Origin of the sequence: Erythrobacter sanguineus, from assembly GCF_900143235.1 — a bacterium.
In the GTDB taxonomy this organism is placed as follows: Bacteria; Pseudomonadota; Alphaproteobacteria; order Sphingomonadales; family Sphingomonadaceae; genus Erythrobacter; species Erythrobacter sanguineus.
Genome location: NZ_FRDF01000016.1, coordinates 1 through 19,577 on the forward strand (window position 1 = coordinate 1; position 19,577 = coordinate 19,577).

General features: G+C 63.9%; 19 protein-coding genes and 1 pseudogene. 9 read left to right on the top strand and 11 right to left on the bottom strand.

What is annotated here, in order from left to right; translation table 11 throughout:
* A pseudogene (locus BUA05_RS14610) lies at positions 1–137 on the bottom strand (sulfate adenylyltransferase subunit CysD); the annotation flags it as partial.
* Positions 138–358: 221 nt separating this feature from the next.
* On the opposite strand from BUA05_RS14610, the gene BUA05_RS12660 reads away from it, so the two are divergent.
* Together BUA05_RS12660 and BUA05_RS12665 are read left to right on the top strand one after the other, a co-directional pair.
* A complete protein-coding gene (locus tag BUA05_RS12660; RefSeq protein ID WP_072675392.1) occupies positions 359–1,441 on the top strand; it encodes a CaiB/BaiF CoA transferase family protein in 1,083 nt (360 codons plus the stop codon).
* Positions 1,441–1,890 carry a MaoC family dehydratase gene (locus tag BUA05_RS12665; RefSeq protein ID WP_072675393.1) on the top strand — a complete coding sequence of 150 codons (450 nt, stop codon included), beginning with the start codon at positions 1,441–1,443 and terminating at the stop codon, positions 1,888–1,890. The genes BUA05_RS12660 and BUA05_RS12665 overlap by 1 nt, the downstream gene beginning before the upstream one ends.
* Here the strand turns inward: BUA05_RS12665 and BUA05_RS12670 are convergent.
* Genes BUA05_RS12670 through BUA05_RS12685 form a run of 4 tightly spaced genes read right to left on the bottom strand, consistent with a single transcriptional unit; the run spans position 1,864 to position 6,243 of the window.
* Positions 1,864–3,309, bottom strand: coding sequence for an efflux transporter outer membrane subunit (locus BUA05_RS12670; protein WP_072675394.1), 1,446 nt, complete (start codon positions 3,307–3,309; stop codon positions 1,864–1,866). The two genes, BUA05_RS12665 and BUA05_RS12670, sit on opposite strands and share 27 nt — an antisense overlap.
* A 4-nt stretch (positions 3,310–3,313) precedes the next feature.
* On the bottom strand, positions 3,314–4,306 hold the full coding sequence (locus BUA05_RS12675) for an efflux RND transporter periplasmic adaptor subunit (RefSeq protein ID WP_072675395.1): 993 nt from the start codon (positions 4,304–4,306) through the stop codon (positions 3,314–3,316).
* A 54-nt stretch (positions 4,307–4,360) separates the two neighbouring features.
* The gene (locus BUA05_RS12680; RefSeq protein WP_072675473.1) at positions 4,361–5,092 is read right to left on the bottom strand and encodes an ABC transporter ATP-binding protein; all 732 of its coding nucleotides are present in this window, start codon (positions 5,090–5,092) and stop codon (positions 4,361–4,363) included.
* A 14-nt stretch (positions 5,093–5,106) separates the two neighbouring features.
* A complete protein-coding gene (locus BUA05_RS12685) occupies positions 5,107–6,243 on the bottom strand; it encodes an ABC transporter permease (protein WP_072675396.1) in 1,137 nt (378 codons plus the stop codon).
* A gap of 93 nt (positions 6,244–6,336) precedes the next feature.
* Here BUA05_RS12685 and BUA05_RS12690 point away from each other — a divergent pair, with 93 nt between their 5' ends.
* Complete coding sequence (locus BUA05_RS12690) at positions 6,337–7,011, top strand: TetR/AcrR family transcriptional regulator (protein WP_072675397.1); 675 nt, start codon at positions 6,337–6,339, stop codon at positions 7,009–7,011.
* A gap of 106 nt (positions 7,012–7,117) precedes the next feature.
* The gene (gene ftsH / locus BUA05_RS12695) at positions 7,118–9,088 is read left to right on the top strand and encodes an ATP-dependent zinc metalloprotease FtsH (protein ID WP_072675398.1); all 1,971 of its coding nucleotides are present in this window, start codon (positions 7,118–7,120) and stop codon (positions 9,086–9,088) included.
* 61 nt (positions 9,089–9,149) lie between these two features.
* Here the strand turns inward: ftsH and BUA05_RS12700 are convergent, their stop codons facing one another.
* The 4 genes from BUA05_RS12700 to BUA05_RS12715 all read right to left on the bottom strand — a co-directional run bounded on the left by BUA05_RS12700 (position 9,150) and on the right by BUA05_RS12715 (position 13,356).
* Positions 9,150–10,202: a DUF3667 domain-containing protein gene (locus BUA05_RS12700; RefSeq protein ID WP_072675399.1), complete on the bottom strand. Its 1,053-nt coding sequence runs from the start codon at positions 10,200–10,202 to the stop codon at positions 9,150–9,152.
* An 81-nt stretch (positions 10,203–10,283) separates the two neighbouring features.
* The gene (locus tag BUA05_RS12705) at positions 10,284–11,015 is read right to left on the bottom strand and encodes a ParA family protein (protein WP_072675400.1); all 732 of its coding nucleotides are present in this window, start codon (positions 11,013–11,015) and stop codon (positions 10,284–10,286) included.
* Positions 11,016–11,186: 171 nt separating this feature from the next.
* Positions 11,187–11,531 (bottom strand): DNA-directed RNA polymerase subunit omega, encoded by a 345-nt coding sequence (rpoZ, locus tag BUA05_RS12710; RefSeq protein ID WP_072675401.1) that lies wholly within the window; start codon positions 11,529–11,531, stop codon positions 11,187–11,189.
* A 157-nt stretch (positions 11,532–11,688) separates the two neighbouring features.
* Positions 11,689–13,356, bottom strand: a complete 1,668-nt coding sequence (locus BUA05_RS12715; protein ID WP_072675402.1) for a hypothetical protein — start codon at positions 13,354–13,356, stop codon at positions 11,689–11,691.
* Between the two features lie 234 nt (positions 13,357–13,590).
* On the opposite strand from BUA05_RS12715, the gene BUA05_RS12720 reads away from it, so the two are divergent.
* Together BUA05_RS12720 and BUA05_RS14615 are read left to right on the top strand one after the other, a co-directional pair.
* Positions 13,591–14,763, top strand: coding sequence for a phospholipase D-like domain-containing protein (locus tag BUA05_RS12720; protein ID WP_072675403.1), 1,173 nt, complete (start codon positions 13,591–13,593; stop codon positions 14,761–14,763).
* 341 nt (positions 14,764–15,104) lie between these two features.
* Positions 15,105–15,422 (top strand): hypothetical protein, encoded by a 318-nt coding sequence (locus tag BUA05_RS14615; RefSeq protein WP_143150316.1) that lies wholly within the window; start codon positions 15,105–15,107, stop codon positions 15,420–15,422.
* Here BUA05_RS14615 and BUA05_RS12725 read toward each other — a convergent pair.
* Positions 15,413–16,933, bottom strand: coding sequence for a replicative DNA helicase (locus BUA05_RS12725; RefSeq protein WP_072675404.1), 1,521 nt, complete (start codon positions 16,931–16,933; stop codon positions 15,413–15,415). The genes BUA05_RS14615 and BUA05_RS12725 overlap by 10 nt on opposite strands.
* A gap of 135 nt (positions 16,934–17,068) precedes the next feature.
* Between BUA05_RS12725 and BUA05_RS12730 the strand changes: the two genes are divergently transcribed.
* Genes BUA05_RS12730 through BUA05_RS12740 form a run of 3 tightly spaced genes read left to right on the top strand, consistent with a single transcriptional unit; the run spans position 17,069 to position 18,782 of the window.
* Entirely contained in the window at positions 17,069–17,602 is a 534-nt protein-coding gene (locus tag BUA05_RS12730; RefSeq protein ID WP_084662685.1) for a UPF0262 family protein, read from the top strand.
* A gap of 11 nt (positions 17,603–17,613) precedes the next feature.
* Positions 17,614–18,354, top strand: a complete 741-nt coding sequence (locus BUA05_RS12735; RefSeq protein ID WP_072675405.1) for a glycoside hydrolase family 25 protein — start codon at positions 17,614–17,616, stop codon at positions 18,352–18,354.
* Entirely contained in the window at positions 18,333–18,782 is a 450-nt protein-coding gene (locus BUA05_RS12740) for a cytidine deaminase (RefSeq protein ID WP_245790198.1), read from the top strand. Before BUA05_RS12735 ends, BUA05_RS12740 begins: the two co-directional genes overlap by 22 nt.
* Here BUA05_RS12740 and BUA05_RS12745 read toward each other — a convergent pair.
* Positions 18,779–19,504 (bottom strand): DUF4197 domain-containing protein, encoded by a 726-nt coding sequence (locus BUA05_RS12745; protein WP_084662687.1) that lies wholly within the window; start codon positions 19,502–19,504, stop codon positions 18,779–18,781. The two genes, BUA05_RS12740 and BUA05_RS12745, sit on opposite strands and share 4 nt — an antisense overlap.
* Between the last annotated feature and the right edge of the window lie 73 nt (positions 19,505–19,577).

Below are 19,577 nucleotides of genomic sequence, written 5' to 3' on the forward strand. Positions count from 1 at the left end.
CCCTGCCGTTCGGAACTGGTGGCGAGCAGCATTTCCTGGATGATCGTGTTCATGTCGGCTGCATCGCTCTGGGTCGCGCCGGTCAGCGGGTAGCAGCCCCGCGTCCGGAACCGCACCGACCGCATCACCGGATTCTCCGCCTCGGCCACAACCTCACGAAAAATGTGAATGCTCTCGGCTTCAAGCCGCTCAAGATGGGTCAAACTGCGCATGCGACCGCAGCTATACGCTGCGCTCGTCACGACAAGCGATTTTGCCTTTGCGCCGGGATGGCGCGCCTTGGGCTGTGGCTAACCATGTCGAGACTTGCCCTCAGCTATCAGGCACGCCAGAGACGCGGGCGAAAAGGGAGAAAGACATGAACCAGCCAGCAGGGCCGCTGTCCGGCCTCAGGGTGATCGAATTCAGTGGCATCGGCCCGGGCCCGCATGTCGCCATGTTGCTTGCCGATCTCGGCGCCGAGGTTGTGCGGATCGATCGACCCGGCACGCAGGTGAGCAATCCGGTGGTCGAGCGTGCGCGGCACCGGCTGGCGCTTGATCTCAAGAGCGAAGCAGGCAAAGCGCAAGTGCGCGACGCGGTGGCCAGCGCCGACGTGCTGATCGAAGGGTTCCGTCCCGGCGTGATGGAACGGCTGGGGCTGGGGCCGGAGGAGCTGCTCGCGCTCAACCCGCGCCTCGTCTATGCCCGCATGACCGGCTGGGGGCAGGACGGGCCGCTGGCGCACGCCGCGGGGCATGATATCAATTACATTGCTATCACCGGCGCGCTTGCAGCGGTCGGCAAGCCGGGTGAAACCGCCACCCCGCCGCAAAATCTTGTCGGTGATTTCGGCGGCGGGTCGATGTATTGCGCCTTCGGGATCATGGCTGCGCTCTATGAACGCGAAAAGTCGGGCAAGGGGCAAGTGGTCGACGCCGCGATTGTCGACGGGGCGACCAGCCTCATGAGCTTTTTCTTCGGTGTGCGCCATGCGCCGCACCTTTCCACAGCACGCGGGCAGGGCATGCTCGGCGGCGCAGCACATTTCTATCGCTGCTTTACCTGCGCCGACGGGAAGGAGATCTCGCTGGGCGCGATCGAGCCGCAGTTCTACGCGGAAATGCTCAGCCTTGCGGGCGCACCGGAGGAATTGGCGCAGGGTCAGATGAACCCTGCGAACTGGGACGATTACGCAGACAAGCTCGCCACTTTGTTCCGCACAAAATCGCAGGCCGAATGGTGCGCGTTGCTTGAAGGCTCGGACGCATGCTTTGCCCCGGTGCTTGAACTCGACGAGGCGCGCGAGCATCCGCACATGAAAGCGCGCGGCGCTTATCTGGAGCACGAGGGCGCATGGCACACGGCCCCCGCACCGCGCTTCAGCCGCACACCGGGCAGCGTTCGTTCGAGCGCGGATGATGGCGCGGATGTGGTCGGGCGCTGGCAGGCAGGCGCCTGATGGCGGGCAAGTTCTTTGACGAATGGGTTGTCGGCGAGCGGATCGAGCACGAGATCCGCCGTACGGTGACCGAGACCGACAATCTCCTGTTCTCGACCATGACCCACAATCCGCAGCCGCTGCACCTCGATGTCGAGGCAGCCAAGGCCAGCGGTTACGGGCAGATACTGGTGAATTCGACCTTCACTTTTGCGCTGCTGGTTGGCCTGTCGGTGGGCGATACGACGCTGGGCACGCTGGTGGCCAACCTCGGCTTCGACAAGGTGGTGACGCCCAAGCCGGTGTTCATCGGCGATACCTTGCGCGCGGTTAGCGAAGTCAAGGAACTGCGCGCCAGCAAGTCACGAGCCGATGCCGGGATCGTCACCTGGGTCCATGAAATGTGGAACCAGCGCGATGAAGTGGTGTGCAGGTGCGAGCGGTCAGCCCTGATCCAGCGGCGTGGCTGAGGCCCTGACTTCTCCGCCCAGCGCCTGCCACAACAGGATCCGCGCGCGCAACGCGCGGCCCATCGCTGCCGCCGAGCGCTCGCCGCTGGCATCGGCTGCGCGCCGGGCTTCGAGCACTTCGAGGAAGCTGGCCAGCCCGGCGCGATAACGGGTTTCGGCAAGGCTCGCCGCACGGGTGAGCTGGTCGCTTTCATTCACCGCCAGTCGGGATTCGGTATCGGCGGCAGCCACGATGCCGTAAGCTGCCTCGGCATCGCCCAGCGCCTGAAACACCGCTCCCCGATAGGCGGCAAAGGCGGCGCGCTTGTCAGCGGCGGCGGCATCGATCCCGGCACCCACGCGCCCGAAATCGAGCAACGGCCCGGCGATCCCGGCGGTCAATGTGCCGACGATCGAATCGTTGAAGAAATCCTCGGGATCGAAAGCCAGCAGGCCGATCACGCCCGACAGCGTGATCCGCGGGAAGCGTGCACGCGCAGCGGCGGCGAGATCGGCATCGCTCGCCGCAAGGTTGGCGGCTGCAGCGGCGACATCGGGCCGGTTGGCAAGCAGGTCTGATGGCAGCGCGGCGGGTGCTTCGGGGAGCGCCAGTGACGACACCGGAGCAGCCAGCGCCGTGCGCACGGCCGCGCCGTCCTGCCCGGTCAAGGTCACCAGCCGCCCGGTCAGGCGCGCGCGCTCGCTTTCAAGCGCGGCGAGGCGCACCTGCGACGAACTGGCGGTTGCTTCGGCCCGCACCCGGTCGAAACCCGGCGCAATACCGGCATCCTCGCGAACCTTTGCCAGCCCCGCGAGCTGCTGGGCCGCGGTGATATCGGCCTGGATTGCAGCGGTGCGCGCATCAAGCACGCGCCAGTCGGTAACGCTCGCGGCAATTTCAGCCAGCAGCGCCAGCCGCACGCCCTGCGCCTGCGCACTGGCAGCATCGATCCGGGCAATCGCAGCGCGTTCCTGTGCCTTCAGCTGCCCGAAGATATCGGGATCCCAGCTGGCGGCGATATTGGCGCCGTAGGATGTCTGTTCGCGCGGAATGAAACCCTGCTGCCCTGCTTGCCCGAATTGTGCGGGGTTGATGCGGTTGCGGGTGATCTCAGAACCTGCGGCGATGTTGGGCATTCGCTCTGCACCAGCGCGGCGTACGCCTGCACGCGCGGCCTCGATACGCGCAGCCGCTTCTGCGAGGCTCGGCGCGTTGGCCAGCGCGGCGCCCGATAATGCGCGATAGGCCGGATCATCCTGCGGCAAGAGCGCGGCCAGGCTGCTCCCCGACGCCGGGTCGGGCAGGAAGAAGTAGTTTTCGGGCAGCGCCGGTATCGGCGTCGCGATCTCTGGCGCGGGTTGCATCACGCAGGCGGCCAGCACCAGCGGCAGCAGTGCCGCGCTGGCGATCGGACCAAGCTTTGGGGAAACGGGGCGCATCGCCTTAGCCCTCCGTATCCGCCGGCGCATCCTTGGCTGGGATGAAGGCGTCCACTTGCTGACCGACGCGGAAATCGTCGCTTTCGGGCAAGGCATAGATCAGTTGCACGACCCGTACATCGACCCGTTCGGCGGCGCTGTTGGTGAGCGAACGCTTGGGCACCACCTGCGGCTCCGCGCGCACAAAGGCGGCATTGACGTGGAGCTCGGCCGCCCCGCGCGGGCTGACCACTGCCGGTGCGCCGAGCTTGACCCGCGCAGCCTCGTTCTCGTCGATATCGATGCGCACGTGAAGCGGATCAGTATCGCCCATCTGGATGAAGGGCTGGGTGTTGCCGCCGCCTTGTGTGGCAACGAATTCGCCCGGGCGGATATTGACGGCCAGTATCTCCCCGGCAATCGGCGCGCGCACGGTCAGGCGCTCGATCTCGGTGCGGGCAGCTGCGGCGGCGGCCTGCGTCGCGGCAAGGCGGGCGCGGGCAAGGCCGAGGCGGCTGGTGGCCGCGGCTTCCTCACCTTCGGCGCGGATCACTTCGGCGCGGCTGACGGCGGCAGGGTCGGTCAGGCTGCGGTAGAGATCGAGCTGCTGGCGGGCGGTCCGCTCTGCCGCCATCGCCTCACTAATGGCCGCACGCGCCTCGCTGATCGCGGCGGCGGCCTGCGTCAGGCTGGCGCGGGCGGCGCGGGCATCGACGGTGAACAGCACTTCGCCCTGGGCCACCCTGTCGCCCGGCTTGACCCTTACATCGGTTACCAGACCCGACAGCGCCGAGCCGATGTCGATGACCTCGCTCGCCGGTTCGACGATGCCTGCCCCGGCCACGCGTGGCGCATTGGCCAGCGCGCCGACCGCCTTGGGCGGCTGTTCGGCCGGTTCGACGGTGTCCCTGTTGGGCAGTTTGCCGATGATGAACCAGGCCGCCATGATCACCCCGACCACCGCAATGATCGGCAGGATCTGGCGCGAGAAACTCAGATTGCGGGGCAGGAGAGCCATGATGTCCTCGGGTTGCGGGAGAAAGGGATAGCGCTGCGCGAAGGGTGGGGGGCATCAGTGATCATCGGGCATGTCCTTGCCGTCATGGGTGATGCGCCCGTCCTCGAGCACGATGATACGGTCGGCGAGATCGAAGATACGGTTGTCGTGGGTAACGATGATGCAGGCGCGATCGGGAGCGACCGCGACTTCGCGCAGCAGGTCCATCACCCGCCGGCCCGAACGCGCATCGAGCGCGGCGGTTGGTTCGTCGCAGACGACGAGGCGCGGTTCGTGCACCAGCGCGCGGGCAATGGCGACGCGCTGCTGCTGCCCGCCCGAAAGCTGGCGCGGCAGCTTGTCCGCCTGATCGAGGATGTTGAGCTTTTCGAGCAGCACCTTGGCCCGTTCGCGCGCTTCGTTCACGGCCATGCCCTTGGCGATCAGCGGCACTGCGGCATTGGCGGCGGCATCGATCGAGGGGATGAGATTGTACTGCTGGAAGATAAAGCCGATATTGTTGAGACGGAAATTGACCAGCTCGGTGTCCGTCAGCTTGTAGATGTCGGTGCCGAACACCTTCACCTCTCCCGCCGTCGGATAGAGGATGCCGCACATGATCGAGATCAGCGTGGTCTTGCCCGATCCGCTTTCGCCCACGACATAGGTCATCTCGCCCGAACGGACGTCGGCGTCGATCCCGTGCAGCACGCGGATGGTGGTCTGCCCGGCCTCGAAATCGCGGGTGATGCCGCGCGCACAGATCGCAGATTGCGGGTCGCAGCCGCCGATCGCCTGGGTGTTCATGATGGCCGTCTCGCTCACCGGAACACCGAAGCCGGTTCGGTCTTGAGCACGCTGCGGATCGCAATCAGGCCGGTAATGGCGAGAATGATCACCACCGCCACGAAGCTGATGAGCGGGATCTGCCAGGGGATGTAGAAGCCCTTGAAGAAGGGGTTGGAGGAAAAGGCGGAGATGAACAGCACCGTCCCGATCACGCCCAGCGCATAGCCGATCAGCCCGACCAGCCCGGCCTGCGCGCCGACCATCGTAATGATCTTGCCATTGGTGACGCCGATCGCCTTCAGGGCCCCGAACTGCTTGATGTTGTCGCGGATGAACAGGCTGAAGGTCAGCCCGACAATGGCCACGCCGACGACGAAGCCGAGGAACACGGTGATGCCGAAATTGGTCGGGATGCCGGTGTTCTCGATGATGAAATTGACCCCGGCCTGAGCGAATTCGTCACGCGTGCGGGCCTTGAGGCCGGTCTCCCGTTCGATCCGGGCGGCGACATCGGAGGGGGTTTGTCCTTCGCTCACCCCGACCAGCACGAAGCTCAGGCGGTTGCGCGTGCCGGGGACGAAATTCAGCGCGTTGGAATAGCGGGTGTAAAGCACCACCGTGCTGGTGAAGCTGGGAATGGCATCGGCAACCCCGCGGATCACCGCGCGCTGGTCATTAAGTTCAAGCCGCTCGCCCACGGGATCGATTTCCGATGGGAAGAAATTCAGCGCGCCAGTATCATCAACCGCGACCGCATCAGGCGCGAACAGCACCGATTTATCGCCTTTGGCCATGCGTTCAGGCAGGCCGATCAGCGTCGCATCATCGACCCCGATCACCGCCACGCCTTCAAGATCGCCTTCCCTGGTGCGCACAGTGGCCTGTGCGCGCAGATGCGGCACAGCCCATTCGACGCCTTTGACCGATCGCACCTTGTCGAGCGCGGTCGGAGGCATGGCATAGCTGACATCGGTGGTGCGGCTGACCGGATCCATCACCCAGACCTCCGCCTCGGGGGCGTTGTAGACGCCGCTGGCCCCGCGCTGCACCAGATTGACGAAGATTGTCATCTGCTGGGTGATCAGCAGCGTCGAAAAGGCGATGCCGAACAGCAGCCCGTAGAACTTCTGGGCATCGCCGGTAAGCATCCTGATGGCTATCCAGAGCACGCTGGGGGACCTTTACGAGCAGACGGGGTTGCGTGAGTGGGCGAATCAAAGCATTATTGAACGGTTGCGTTTAAATGAACGGAGTCGTTCACTTTGTCAATCGGCGGTTCGCCAGAAAAAACAGGTTTTTGCGTCCCGCGCCGTGCGGGCCGTCCGCTCGACTCGGTCAAACGGCGTGCGATTATCGAAGCCGCCGCGCAGCATTTTTTTCACGGCGGCTTCGCTGCCACCGCGATCGAACAGGTCGCCGCCGATGCCGGGGTTTCCAAGGTCACGATCTACAATCAGTTCGGTGACAAGCGTGCCCTGTTTACGGCTGCGGTCGAATTCGAATGTGAAAAGATGCGCGGACATTTCTCGCTCGATGCTTTGCCTTCGGGCCCGATCCGCGAGCGTCTCATCGCGATTGCCGAGGTGATGTCCGCCTTCCTGTTCCGACCCGAGATGATCCAGTTCGAACGCCGCATCGCTGCCGAAACCGAACATGATCCGGCAATCGGTGAGGCTTTTCTTGCGGCCGGACCACGGCGGATGAAAGATGGATTTGCCGCCTATCTGCGGCGCGCGGTAGAGGCCGGAGAGCTGGTGATCGAAGATGCCGAGCTGGCTGCCGAACAATTCGTTTCGATGTGCAAGGGCATGGGTGATCTCGAGCGCCGCTTCGGCGCCGACGTCAGCCCGGAAAGCCGGCAGTCCCGCATTATCGGTGCGGTCGATGTGTTCCTTGCCGCCTATGGTGGGCCCGGCGCGCGCAGCGGACATCGATAATCCGCATCATCCTGTTCGAAAATTAGCATCACCGCGGCCCGCGTGCATTATCTTGCCATTCACCCTGCGCGCCCTACATTGAACGGGTGAGAAAGGAATCCAGCCGATGAGCGACCAGAACGATCCGCAGCAGCAGCCTGACGGGCCCAACCCATGGGTCAGGCAGTTGATGATCTGGGGCGGGATTTTCCTCGCCCTGTTGCTGGTGGTTACCTTGTTCAGCAATGCCGGGCAGACCCCTGGCACGGCGATCCGTTATTCCGACTTCCGCGATGCGGTCGCTCAGGGTGAGGTGCAGGACGTGCAGCTTGGCGACGAGCTGATCACCGGCACGCTCAAGAACGGGGAGACCTTCTCGACTGTTCCGGTTCCCAACGACATCGAGATTACCGGTCTCATGGAAGACAACGGGGTGCAGTTCACCGGTCGCCAGCGCGAACAGCCGAACATGCTGCTTTATATTCTCCTCAACTCGCTGCCATTCCTGCTGATTCTCGGCATTGCCTTCTTTGCCCTGCGCCAGATGCAGAAGGGCGGCGGCGGCGGCGCGATGGGGTTTGGCAAGTCCAAGGCCAAGCTGCTGACGGAGCGTTCGGGCAAAGTCACGTTCAATGATGTCGCCGGCATTGATGAAGCGCGCGAGGAATTGCAGGAAATCGTCGAGTTCCTGCGCGATCCGCAGCGCTTTTCCAAGCTTGGCGGCCAGATCCCCAAGGGCGCGCTGCTGGTCGGTTCGCCCGGCACCGGCAAGACCTTGCTCGCCCGCGCGATTGCGGGTGAGGCGGGCGTGCCGTTCTTCACCATTTCCGGTTCCGACTTTGTCGAGATGTTTGTCGGCGTCGGCGCGAGCCGCGTGCGCGACATGTTCGAACAAGCGAAAAAGAACGCACCGTGCATCGTCTTCATCGACGAAATCGACGCGGTCGGCCGTTCGCGCGGCAATGGGCTTGGCAATTCCAACGATGAACGCGAACAGACATTGAACCAGTTGCTGGTCGAAATGGACGGGTTTGAAGCCAACGAAGGCATCATCATCATCGCCGCGACCAACCGTCCCGACGTGCTTGACCCCGCGCTGCTGCGTCCGGGCCGGTTCGATCGCCAGGTCGTGGTGCCGATCCCCGATATCGACGGGCGCGAGAAGATTCTCGGCGTGCACATGAAGAAGGTGCCGCTGGCGCCTGACGTTAACCCGCGGGTGATCGCACGCGGCACGCCGGGCTTTTCGGGTGCGGACCTTGCCAACCTCGTCAACGAAGCTGCCCTGCTGGCCGCGCGCCGCAACAAGCGGCTGGTGGCGATGCAGGAATTCGAGGACGCCAAGGACAAGGTCATGATGGGCGCAGAACGCCGCAGCATGGTGATGACCGACGACGAGAAGAAGATGACCGCCTATCACGAAGCCGGCCATGCGATCGTTTCGGTGCACGAAGACGCGTCCGATCCGATCCACAAGGCCACCATCATCCCGCGCGGCCGCGCGCTGGGCATGGTGATGCGCCTGCCGGAGCGGGACTCCTATTCCTATCACCGCGACAAGATGCACGCGAACCTGTCGGTCAGCATGGGCGGGCGCGTGGCGGAAGAAATCATCTTCGGCCATGACAAGGTGTCCTCGGGCGCTTCGTCCGACATCCAGTATGCGACCGATCTGGCGCGCAACATGGTGACCCGCTGGGGGATGAGCGAGAAGCTCGGCCCGCTGCAGTATGAATCGAGCCAGGACGGCTATCTTGGCATGGGGCAGACGATGCGCACCATGGCGTCGGATGAAACCAACAAGCTGATCGATGCCGAAATCAAGGCGCTGGTCGAAGGCGCGCATTATCGGGCAACCGATATCCTCAAGACCCATGAGGATCAGCTTCACCTGCTCGCTCAGGCGTTGCTCGAATACGAGACGCTGACCGGGGAGGAGATCAGGATCCTGCTGGAAACCGGCAAGGTCGATCGCCCGGATTCGCCGCGCGGCCCCAGCATCCCGCAGGCAGTGCGCGGTTCGGCCATTCCCAAGGCGGGCAAGCGGTTTGGCGGTTCGAAGGAATCGGGCGGAGACGAGGCCCCTCAGGGCGCCTGACCCGATCTTGTCCTGATTTTGAGGGCGTCCGGAGCGATCCGGGCGCCCTTTTCATCGGCATTCAGAACGCCCCCAGCACCAGCAGGGCCTGCAGGAACAACAGCAGCACGATGGTGATGAAGAACAACAGCAGGAAGAAGCGCCACAGGGCTGAAAGCCGGGTCAGGCCATAGGCATGCTTCAACTGCTTGTAGAGGTGCAGCGGGGCCGCAATCGCAAACAGCGTGAAGGCCCAGCCGAGGCCGCCGGGAAGGGCGCTGATGATCGACATGGCGATAAACAACAGCGACATGAACGCCAGCGAATAGGTTACAAACACGGCGTGGTCATAGGCCTTGAACTTGCGACGCCATGCGAACAGCAGCCAGACGAAGGGGATCGACAGCGGGATCAGCAGCCAGCTGAACTTATATCCGTTGGCCTGCATCTTGTAGAGCATCAGGCCGGGGTTCTTCTGCCACTTCTCGACCATTCCGCGGTCGATTGTCTCGATCCCCGTCACGTTGACCTCGATCCCGTCTTTCGCCGTCGCCTTATTCGGGCGGCCGTCGAGCACCATGTTCAGTCCCTTGAGCTCGCTGTCGATCTCGGCCTTGCGCGGATCGGTCTCGCTCAGGTTGTTGCCCTCCTCCTCAAGCGTGGTGATCTGATCGCGGATATTGTTCTGAAAGGCGCTACCCTCGCCCGTGCCGAAGAAGTTGCCCGACAGGTCGGCCGGGGCGGAAAGGCCCACCATCTGGAACACCGCGAACATCGCGAAGACCGCGAACAGGAACATCGCCATCGGGCTGACGAACTTGGCGCGCTCGCCTTCGATGTAGCGGCGGGTGAGCTGGCCCGGCTTGAAGGCCAGCAGCGGCAAGGTGTTCCACAGCTTGCCATCGAGATGCAAAACGCCGTGCATGATATCGTGGCCGATTGCCGCAAGGCTGCGGTGGACATGCGCCTTCTGGCCGCATTGCCCGCAGTAATGGCCCGTCACCATGGCCCCGCAATTGGCGCATTCCGCTGGCGAATGCGGCGCGCCGGATGCCTCGCCATGGGCCGGCTCCACCACCCGGCCGAACAATCCGCCTTCGATGACCGCGCCGATCCCTTCACCTACACCATTCATCGCCAGCGCCCTTTCGTCCTTTGTGACAGCGCAATTGTGACGGTAAAAATCAGCCGAGACCAGCCGCGCCTATGCCTGCCGCTATCGCGAAGCGAGCTTGCGTTCGATGGCGGTCCACAATTGGGCAAAGCTGCGCGTGGCCGGGGCGCGCGGCGCAAAGGCGCCCACCGGCTTGCGTTCGACCGCGCATTGTTCGACCGCGCTTGCCAGCGGGATCGCGGGCCATTTCGGATTGGCCGTGCGGGCATCGCGGTGCAGCGTGCGGCGAAGGTCGATCATCGACAGCACTGGCAGGATCGGCGGATGGCCCTTGCCCGACCCGCGCACTTCCTCGACCACCACCTCAAGAGCGCGGGACGACAGCGGCGAGGGCGGCAGCGGCACGATCACCAGATCGGCGGCACGCATCACCTGCGCGCTCACCTCGTTGAGCACCGGCGGGCAGTCGAAGATGATCCGATCGTAGTTTCTGGTCAGCCCTTCGACCAGCTTGAGGAGGCGTTTCTTCTTGCCCAGCCGATCAAGCTGACGGCCCAGCGTGCGGATGCTTTCATCGGCGGGTAGCAGATCGAGATTGGTGTAGCCGGTGGTCTGGATCAGCCTGGCCGGATCGACCCCGTCAGCAAACACGCTTTCGGCCGCGCGCTTCTTCTTCGGATCAATCCCGAGCAGAAAGCCCGAGCCATTGGCCGGATCGAGATCCCACAGCAGCGTCTTGCGACGCGAGATGTTGGCCGCGCACCACGCCAGATTGACCGCCAGCGTCGTTTTCCCGACCCCGCCCTTCACGCTGTAGACCGCAATTGTTGCCATGCCTTGCCGCAGCCCCTGGATGTTACGCTTTGATTACAGCCTGATGGGATAGGCGTGCAAGCCGCAAAGGCAAGCGCAGGGCGGGGCGGGTCAGAATCCGGTCATTCAGCAGCCCACGAAAAAGGCCGCCCGAAAGCGGCCCTGTCCATTTTGTTTCGGGAAAATCAGGCCTTAGCCGTCGTAATCGCTACCCAGCGAAGTGGTGCGCGGCGGCGCCGAAGCGGTAATCCGCAGCGCTTCTGCCGACTGGCTGAGCGAGCCGATTTCATCCGCCTCGTCCTCATCATCAGGCAGGATCTTCTGCAGGCTGGTCACCAGCGATTCGTGCAGGTTCTTGGGCGCGACGGTCTGTTCCGCGATTTCGCGCAGCGCCACGACCGGGTTCTTGTCCCGGTCACGATCGATGGTCAGTTCGCTGCCACCGGAAATCTCGCGCGCGCGCTGGGCGGCCAACAGGACGAGATCGAAGCGGTTGGGAACCTTGTCGACGCAATCTTCAACGGTAACGCGTGCCATGGGCGGCCTTTTTGGTCAGAATCGCGGGGGATGGTCAAGCGCGCAGCTAGGCAGACCGGGGCAAGAAGTCAAGAAACGGACAGCGGCAGGCCCGAAAGCCTGCCGCTCCGAGCCTGTCCGGACCCCGCAGGAAGCCCGGACAGGTGGTATCACCGGGTTACCGGGTGTTCTGGTTGATCGTCACCGCGTTGTTGGTGCCCATCTGGATCACGTGCGACAGGTTCCCCGTGCCGTCCTGATTGACAGTCGCCAGGTTGGAAAGACCACCCTGTTCGATCTTGCTGACATTGAGCGTCCCGCGCTGGTTGGTCACCGCGACATTGTCGCTACCGTACTGGAGCGTTGCAGACATCAGGCCGTCGCCTTGCTGCATCACCGCGACGCGGTTGTTCAGGCCGCCGGCCTTCTGGATCGCCAAGGACGCATTATTGTCCCCAATCTGGGAAATGAAGGCGAGGTCATTGGTCCCCGATTGCACCACGTCCGAGGTGTTGTCATCGCCGGTTTGCCGGACTTCGGCCGAAACCTGGCTGACATAGCCCAGATCATACATCCCGTTCTGGATCAGGCCAGAGCGATTGCGGGCCCCGTTCTGGCGCAGTTCCACCCGCGACAGCGTGCGCGAGGGGGTGTCGGCATCCAGCCTGACCGCGATCTGGTTGTCATCGCCGGTCTGGGACGCGATGGCAAAATTGCTGTTGCCATCCTGTCCGACGATCGCACTGTTGCGATCACCGGTCTGGGCCACCGATGCGAAGTTCGAAACACCGGTCTGATCGATCAGCGAGACGTTCTCTTCTCCCGCCTGCCTGACAGTCGCGCTGGGCGACGTCAGCGGGCTGGTGCGGCGTCGCCAGAATCCGTGCGTGCCGGTCTGGTTGATCACCGACAGGTTGTCGGCACCGCTCTGATCGACGAATGCACCGGGCAGGCGCTCGAACTGGTTGGCAGGCAGGCTCTGGTTGATGATCGAGGCCTGGCCGCTGCCGGTCTGGGTGACAGAGGCAAAGGCACCGGCGCCCGCCTGTGAGATCACCGATCGGCTGTCACTGGCGCGCTGATCGACAATCGCCTCGCCAAGCGCGCCGGACTGGGCGGTCTTGGCAATGTTGCCGCTGCCGTTCTGCGCCACATCGGCGCGGTTTTCCGAGCCATTCTGGAACGTGACGGCAAGGTTGTCGCTGCCGGTCTGCGTCAGGGCCACGCTGCTGTCGCTGCCGGTCTGGTTGAGCAGCGCCGCATTCGCGCTGCCGAATTGTTCGACATCGATCATGTTGCCGGCGCCGGACTGGGTGATCGCGCTGGCATTGCCCGATCCGTTCGCCCCGCCATCATCCAGCGTGGTCTGCGTCAAAGTGATCGTGCTGTCGCTTGCCTTCTGGAGCACAAGGCTGCTGCCGCTATCACCGAACTGGTCGACCGCAATGTTCGCATCGTCCCCGTCCTGAAACACGTCCGAGGCGCTGCTGCCGGTCTGGTTGACCGTTACGCTCAGCCCGGAGCCGCCGCGCTGGGTGGTGTCGCTGGATGCGCTTTCGCCCCCTTGCGTCACCGCAACGCGGTTGGGGTTCGCGGCATCGGCGCCCTGGCCACTCTGGTCGATGGTCGCCCTCGCACCGCTTCCTGATTGTTCTAGCGTGGCTTCGCTGAAGCGGCTTTCGCCTTGCTGGGTCACATCGGCGGTGTTTTCGGAACCGCTCTGCGTGACTGTAACGATATTGTCGCTGCCGGCTTGCGCAACGCTGCTGTCATTCTGCTGCGCCGTCGCCACCGCCGCCGTGGTAAACGCGAGAAGTGACGCTCCCGCCAGGATCAGGTTCTTCATGCTATTCTCCGTTAGTGAGGCTGCACACGGCTGGGGTGCTTTGTTCGTATGCACAAACAGGACTCTACGCAGTAATGCGTAAAGATGTGGTTAGCCGCCCACGATGCCGCGGCAGTGCGTAAGGGTGGGCAAATTGGAATTGCCTGCGGCCCCGGTTGCCTCGCCCGGTCGCGAGCGGCCTGGTGCCTTGTTGAAAAGTGGTCCAGTCCTGCGGCTTCGTGCTAAGATCAGGAGATGGATACCCCTCCTGATGCCTCCTACCGCGATCCCGATCCCTTCACGGTCCAAGCGCAAGGGCACAGTTTCACCTTCCTGCCCCACGGCGCCGATCGCCTGTCCGCGCTGATCGAAATGATCGAAAGCGCGCAGGCGAGCATCGCCATGTATTACTATCTGTTCGACGATGATGTGTGCGGCACGCAGGTGCGCGACGCGCTGGCAGACGCAGCGCGGCGCGGGGTGGCGGTGCGGCTGATCGTCGATGATTTCGGCAATGACGCAGGCCGGGCCTTCTTCGACCCGCTGATCGAGGCGGGCGGGAGTTTCGCGCTGTTCTCCTCGCGCTGGAGCATGCGCTATCTGGTCCGCAACCACCAGAAGATCGTGATAGCCGACGATCTCAGGGCGATGACCGGCGGGGCCAATGTCTCGGATCACTATTTCAAACCGCCCGAGGAAAACGGCTGGTGCGATCTGTCGGTGATCATCGAAGGGCCGGTGGTTGCAAAGTTCGTGGCGTGGTTTGCGCTGGTCAACCGCTGGGTCCAAAGCGAGCAATCCGGACAGGTCGAACAGTTGCGCCAGTTGCGCGATATCGTCAGCCGGTGGGATGCCGGGGATGGCCCTGTTCGCCTGCTGGTCGGCGGCCCGCTGGTGCGCGATGGGCATTGGGCATGGCAGTTCCGCCAGGATCTGATCCGGGCCAAACGGCTGGATGCGGTCTCGGCCTATTTCTCGCCCCCGCGCAGTTTCCGCCTTCAGATCGCCAAGCTTGCGCGGCGCGGGCGGGTGCGGCTGATCATGGCGGGCAAATCCGATATCGGCGCGGCGATCGACATGGCGCGGCTGCTTTACAGGAAACTGCTGGCGGCCGGCACCAGTATCTTCGAATTCCAGCCGTGCAAGCTGCACATGAAGCTGATTGTGGTCGATGATGCCAGCTATGTCGGCAGCGCCAACCTCGACAAGCGTTCGTTCCGCATCAATGTCGAACTGATGGTGCGGATCGAGGATGCCGCGGTGGCCGCCGCCTTGCGCGGCATGATCGACCATTTCGAAAGCGCGAGCATCGCTGTCACGCCGCAATGGTATGCGCGGCTGGCTGGCCCGTTCACCCGGCTGCGCTGGCGGCTGGCCTACTGGATGTCGCTGGCCGATTATCGCGTCAGCAGCCTGTCAGCGCGCTAAGGGTCGCCGCCAGCCTGCGTGTTGGAGACACATGAGACACTGTACAGGGCCGGAAATCCCCGCCCCCCAAACGCGCATCGTGGGCAGATTGCGGGGCGGGGCAATGGTCCATGCACGCAAGCCTGCCCGTTATATGCCGGGTAGGAAAGCTGCACGGCTGCCCCGGCCAGCGGGCGGCCGGTAACGGATCGGCAGGATCGGTGAACGAAAACCGCTCCAATTGCCAGATGACGGGAAGTGTGTGTTAAGATCGCACTGCAAGTTATCGCTTGGGGGGAGAAATACATCACGACCATCCACCAAAGATTGCGTCAGCAACACCTCAGGACCGTCAGCGGATCATGTCGGCAGTCATGCTCGCATTCGCGACTGATCCTATGATGCGTTTTGCATCGCCCACGGCCGACAAATACCTAGGGCCACTTCTTGAATTCATGACCTTGTTTGGCGGCAACGCCTTTCACCGCTCATTACGCCAATGTATCGTGCGGCACGCCGATGATCGCGGGAAGTGGATTATCTTGACCCGCCAGATCGAGCGACTTCAAAATCCATCCGGTTTTATGCCCGCTCACCACCCGATTCCTGACGCAGGACGGCCCAGACACCGCCCGAAAGCGGCCATTGCCCCAACGCACCTCGCCGCGCCTCATTCGTAGCCGTAGTCGGAGTAATCCTTGAAGCTGGGTGAGGTGAATTTGGTGATGTCGCTCTGGAAATGGAGCGGGACATTGCCGGTCGAACCGTGGCGCTGCTTGGCGACGATCAGCGTCGCTTTGCCCACCATCTGTTCGAACTTTTCCTCCCACGCGCGGTATTTTTCCTGCACGTCCGGGGTGGAGTTGGCATCGGGCGTGTCGGGCTTGACCAGCATCTGATAGTAATCCGAGCGGAAGATGAACCACACCATGTCCGCATCCTGCTCGATCGAGCCGGATTCGCGCAGGTCGGACAATTGCGGGCGCTTGTCCTCGCGGCTTTCGACTGCGCGCGACAGCTGCGACAGGGCGATCACCGGCACCTGCAATTCCTTGGCCAGCGTTTTCAGGCCCCGGCTGATTTCGGAAATCTCGTTGACGCGGTTGTCGTTGGCGCGGCCCGAACCTTGCAGCAATTGCAGGTAATCGACCACGATCAGCCCGATATCATGCCGCCGCTTCATCCGCCGTGCGCGGGTGCGCAGGGCGGCGATGGTGAGCGCCGGGGTGTCATCAATATAAAGCGGCAATTCGGACAGCCGCTGGCTGGCGAACGACAGCTTCTGGAACTCCTCGCGCGACAATTTCCCGCTGCGCAGGTTTTCCGATGATATCTCCGCTTGTTCGGCCAGAATACGGGTGGCGAGCTGATCGGCGCTCATTTCAAGGCTGAAGAAGGCGACCGGCGCGCCGTAATTGAATTCGCCCCCGTCGCGCTGCCATTCCAGATGCTGTTCAGCGCAGTTGAACGCGATGTTGGTGGCCAGCGAAGTCTTGCCCATGCCCGGCCGTCCGGCAAGGATGATGAGGTCGGAATTGTGCAGGCCCGACGTTTTCTGGTCGATCGTGGCCAGCCCGGTGGTTTTGCCCGACAGCCCGCCGCCCGAATTCATCGCCGCTTCGGCCATCTTGATCGCGGTCAGCGCGGCATCGCGGAAGGTCGCCGCCTCGCGCCCGGTCGCCGCACCTTCGGCCACGCGGAACAGATCAGCCTCGGCCTGCGCGATGCGATCCATCGGCGAGGTGTCTTCAGAGGTATCAAGCGCGCCTTCGACCAACCCGCGCCCGACGCTCACCAGCTCGCGCAGCAGGGCCAGATCATAGATCTGCTGCGCCAGTTCGCGCGGGGCCAGCAGGCCCGCTCCGCTGGCGGTAAGCTGCGCAAGGTAGGACGTGCCGCCCAGATCCTTGAGCGGTTCGTCAGCCTCGAAATAGGGGCGCAAGGTGACGGGCGAGGCCGTGGCATTGCGCTCGATCAGCACCAGAATGCGTTCGTGGATGCGCTGGTGGACCGGTTCGAAGAAATGTTCGGGCCGAATCGGCACCTGCAATTCCTCGATCACCCGGTTATCGATCAGCACCGCGCCAAGAAACGCGGCCTCGGCCTCGAGATTCGCCGGCAGCTTGCGCAGCGGACTGTCCGCTGCAGGCGCTGACGCGCTGATCGGAGTGACTTTTTCGGGTTCGGCCATGCGCGCCTGATGCGCTGTGCGGGACGCATCAGGCAAGAGCGAAACGCGCCAATATTTATTTTCCCGGCTGTGGATAGCGGGGAGATTTCATCGAAGTGCTTGAAGTGCGGCCCCTGCATCTGCGAAGGCGGGTGTATGGTCGATCTGCCGCCCGATTCCCTGCCCATCTCGCCCGCCGCCGGAGGTTCGGGCGCGTACCGCATTGGGGAGGTGACGCTCGACGAGGCGACGATCCTGTGGCGCAACGCCGATGTCGAGCAGGAACGCCGGGTCGCGATCTATGACCTGATCGAGGAAAACACCTTCAAGCCGCTGCGCGCCGCCGAGCGCGGGGGCAAGGGGCCGTATCACCTGCACCTTTCCGTCAATGACGGGCGGCTGGCGATGGATATCAGCGACAAGGCCGGGCAATTGCTGGAAACCCTGCTGATCGGCATGGCCCGTTTCCGCCGCCCGATCCGCGAATATTTCGCCATTTGCGACAGTTATTATCAGGCGATCCGAAAGGCCACCCCGACCGAGATCGAGACCATCGACATGGCCCGCCGCGGCATCCACAACAACGCCGCTGAGCTGCTGCTTGAGCGGCTGGAAGGCAAGGTCGAGACCGATTTCGCCACCGCGCGGCGGTTGTTCACGCTGATCTGCGTGTTGCACATCAAGGGCTGAGGCGGCAGGGGATGGCCCGCAAGCGTCCCCGAAGGACGGCATCGGCGCGCGCCGTGTCGCGTGGGGGCACATGGCGCTGGATGCTGCGCGGTTTTGCGCTGGTGGGGCTGGTGGCCTTCGCCTTTGCCGCATGGTTGTGGTGGGACATGCGCGAATGGCAGCCGGACGAAGCGCTTTATCCCGAACAGGGGGCGGTGATCGCCAGCGGGGCCGGGCCGGTGCGGTTCGAGACGATCCGCGCGCTGGGCGGGGCGTTTGTCTATCTTGAACTTCCCGTCACCGGCGGGGCAGCCGATCCGGGCTTTGCCGCGCGGCTGGGTGCGGCGCGTGCGGCGGGTCTCAGGGTCGGGGTGATCCATCCCTTCGATCCGTGCCAGCGGGCTGATCGGCAATCAGGCGATTTCACCCGCCAGATCGCCCGCGATCCCGAACTGCTGCCGCCTGCGATCACCTTGGTGCCGCTGGCTGATGGCTGCAATCCGAACGTCAGCGACGCAGCGGTTGAAAGCGAGCTGATGACGCTGATCAACCAGATCGAAATGCACACCGGCAAGCCTGCGATCCTCAGGCTGGGGCGGGCGTTCGAAGGGCGGCATGGCATCGCGACCATGATCCAACGTGACCTGTGGCTGATGCGTGACCGCGCCCGGCCCGACTATGCCGGGCGGCCATGGCTGCTATGGAGCGCCAACAGCCAGCGGATGACCCAGGCAGCCGAGGAGCCGATCGAATGGGTGGTGGTGCAGAAATGATGCTCGAACCTGCGCAGGAACAGGCGCTGGTCGCCGCTGCCTTGGCCGCGGCAGAGCGGGCCTATGCGCCCTATTCCGACTATCCGGTGGGCGCGGCGCTGTTGTTTGATGATGGCGCGGTGATCACGGGCTGCAACGTCGAGAATGCGAGCTACGGCCTTGCCCTGTGCGCTGAAACGGTCGCCGTGGGCAAGGCGTTTGCCGAAGGGCGGCGCGGCGGATTGCTGGCAGTGGCGGTGGTGGGATTGAAGGCCGGGGCCGCACCGATCACCCCCTGCGGGCGCTGCCGTCAGGTGCTCAATGAAATTGCGGCGCTGGGCAACACCGATCCGCTGGTGCTGTGCATCGGTTCAGACGACACGCGCCGCGTCACGCTGTCAGCGCTGCTGCCGCACGCCTTCGGACCGGCCAATCTCAAGCCGGACTAATTGCCCAGCAGGCCGCCCAGCCCGCCCAGCGGGTTCTTGCGAAAGCCGCGTTCTTCGCGCCCGATATAGGTGAAGATACCGTCCAGCCCCTGATCGGTGACCGAACGGTTGATGCTTTCGCGGTTCAGTCCGGCATCGCGGATAAAGCTGTGCTGCTGGGCCAGCTTGTCGAATTCGCGGTGAATTCCGGCATTGTCGAGCGCGCTGTCGATCAGCGGCTGAAGCCGCGAATGGAGCCGGTCATTGGCGGAGCTGCGCAGATATTGCGTGCCGCCGTCGTCCTCGCGGATAATGCCCGGCGCATCGTCGAAAGACAGATCATCGATCGCATCGCGGAAGATCGGCTTGGCCTCTCCGGCAGCGGTCCCGGCGGCGTCATTGATGCCGCGGGTCAGCCCGTCGAGCAGGCCGAGCCGGCTGCCTGCGCCCATCACCGATCCCAGCAGGCCGCCGCTGCGCCCGCCGGCATTGCCGATGATCGGCAGGCCGATGCGCACATCCTCGTCACCGAAGAACGCCCCCGGCTGCGCCAGCTTGTCGAGCGCGGAATCGGTCGCCTTGCCCAGCAGCGCGGACAGGCCGCCGCCTGCTTTCTTGCCGCCGAGCCGCAATCCGCCCAGCCCTTGCGCGCCGACTGCGGAAGGCAGCAGGATCGCCAGCGAGATGGCCCCCATCCCGGCCATGATCCGGCGACGGGTCAGCAAATCGTGCTGTGATGTCATGGTCTTTCTCCTTTTTGCGCAAGAAACCCGATAGCATACTGGCCACCCGGCGGGGAGAAAAAGGCGCTGCCCC

What these genes read in the sequence shown, in the direction of transcription:
- BUA05_RS12660 (WP_072675392.1), top strand. Translation starts at nt 359, where the DNA reads ATGAACCAGCCAGCAGGGCCGCTGTCCGGCCTCAGGGTGATCGAATTC.
- BUA05_RS12665 (WP_072675393.1), top strand. Translation starts at nt 1,441, where the DNA reads ATGGCGGGCAAGTTCTTTGACGAATGGGTTGTCGGCGAGCGGATCGAG.
- BUA05_RS12670 (WP_072675394.1), bottom strand. Translation starts at nt 3,309, where the DNA reads ATGCGCCCCGTTTCCCCAAAGCTTGGTCCGATCGCCAGCGCGGCACTG.
- BUA05_RS12675 (WP_072675395.1), bottom strand. Translation starts at nt 4,306, where the DNA reads ATGGCTCTCCTGCCCCGCAATCTGAGTTTCTCGCGCCAGATCCTGCCG.
- BUA05_RS12680 (WP_072675473.1), bottom strand. Translation starts at nt 5,092, where the DNA reads ATGAACACCCAGGCGATCGGCGGCTGCGACCCGCAATCTGCGATCTGT.
- ftsH (WP_072675398.1), top strand. Translation starts at nt 7,118, where the DNA reads ATGAGCGACCAGAACGATCCGCAGCAGCAGCCTGACGGGCCCAACCCA.
- BUA05_RS12700 (WP_072675399.1), bottom strand. Translation starts at nt 10,202, where the DNA reads ATGAATGGTGTAGGTGAAGGGATCGGCGCGGTCATCGAAGGCGGATTG.
- BUA05_RS12705 (WP_072675400.1), bottom strand. Translation starts at nt 11,015, where the DNA reads ATGGCAACAATTGCGGTCTACAGCGTGAAGGGCGGGGTCGGGAAAACG.
- rpoZ (WP_072675401.1), bottom strand. Translation starts at nt 11,531, where the DNA reads ATGGCACGCGTTACCGTTGAAGATTGCGTCGACAAGGTTCCCAACCGC.
- BUA05_RS12715 (WP_072675402.1), bottom strand. Translation starts at nt 13,356, where the DNA reads ATGAAGAACCTGATCCTGGCGGGAGCGTCACTTCTCGCGTTTACCACG.
- BUA05_RS12720 (WP_072675403.1), top strand. Translation starts at nt 13,591, where the DNA reads ATGGATACCCCTCCTGATGCCTCCTACCGCGATCCCGATCCCTTCACG.
- BUA05_RS14615 (WP_143150316.1), top strand. Translation starts at nt 15,105, where the DNA reads ATGTCGGCAGTCATGCTCGCATTCGCGACTGATCCTATGATGCGTTTT.
- BUA05_RS12725 (WP_072675404.1), bottom strand. Translation starts at nt 16,933, where the DNA reads ATGGCCGAACCCGAAAAAGTCACTCCGATCAGCGCGTCAGCGCCTGCA.
- BUA05_RS12730 (WP_084662685.1), top strand. Translation starts at nt 17,069, where the DNA reads ATGGTCGATCTGCCGCCCGATTCCCTGCCCATCTCGCCCGCCGCCGGA.
- BUA05_RS12735 (WP_072675405.1), top strand. Translation starts at nt 17,614, where the DNA reads ATGGCCCGCAAGCGTCCCCGAAGGACGGCATCGGCGCGCGCCGTGTCG.
- BUA05_RS12740 (WP_245790198.1), top strand. Translation starts at nt 18,333, where the DNA reads ATGGGTGGTGGTGCAGAAATGATGCTCGAACCTGCGCAGGAACAGGCG.
- BUA05_RS12745 (WP_084662687.1), bottom strand. Translation starts at nt 19,504, where the DNA reads ATGACATCACAGCACGATTTGCTGACCCGTCGCCGGATCATGGCCGGG.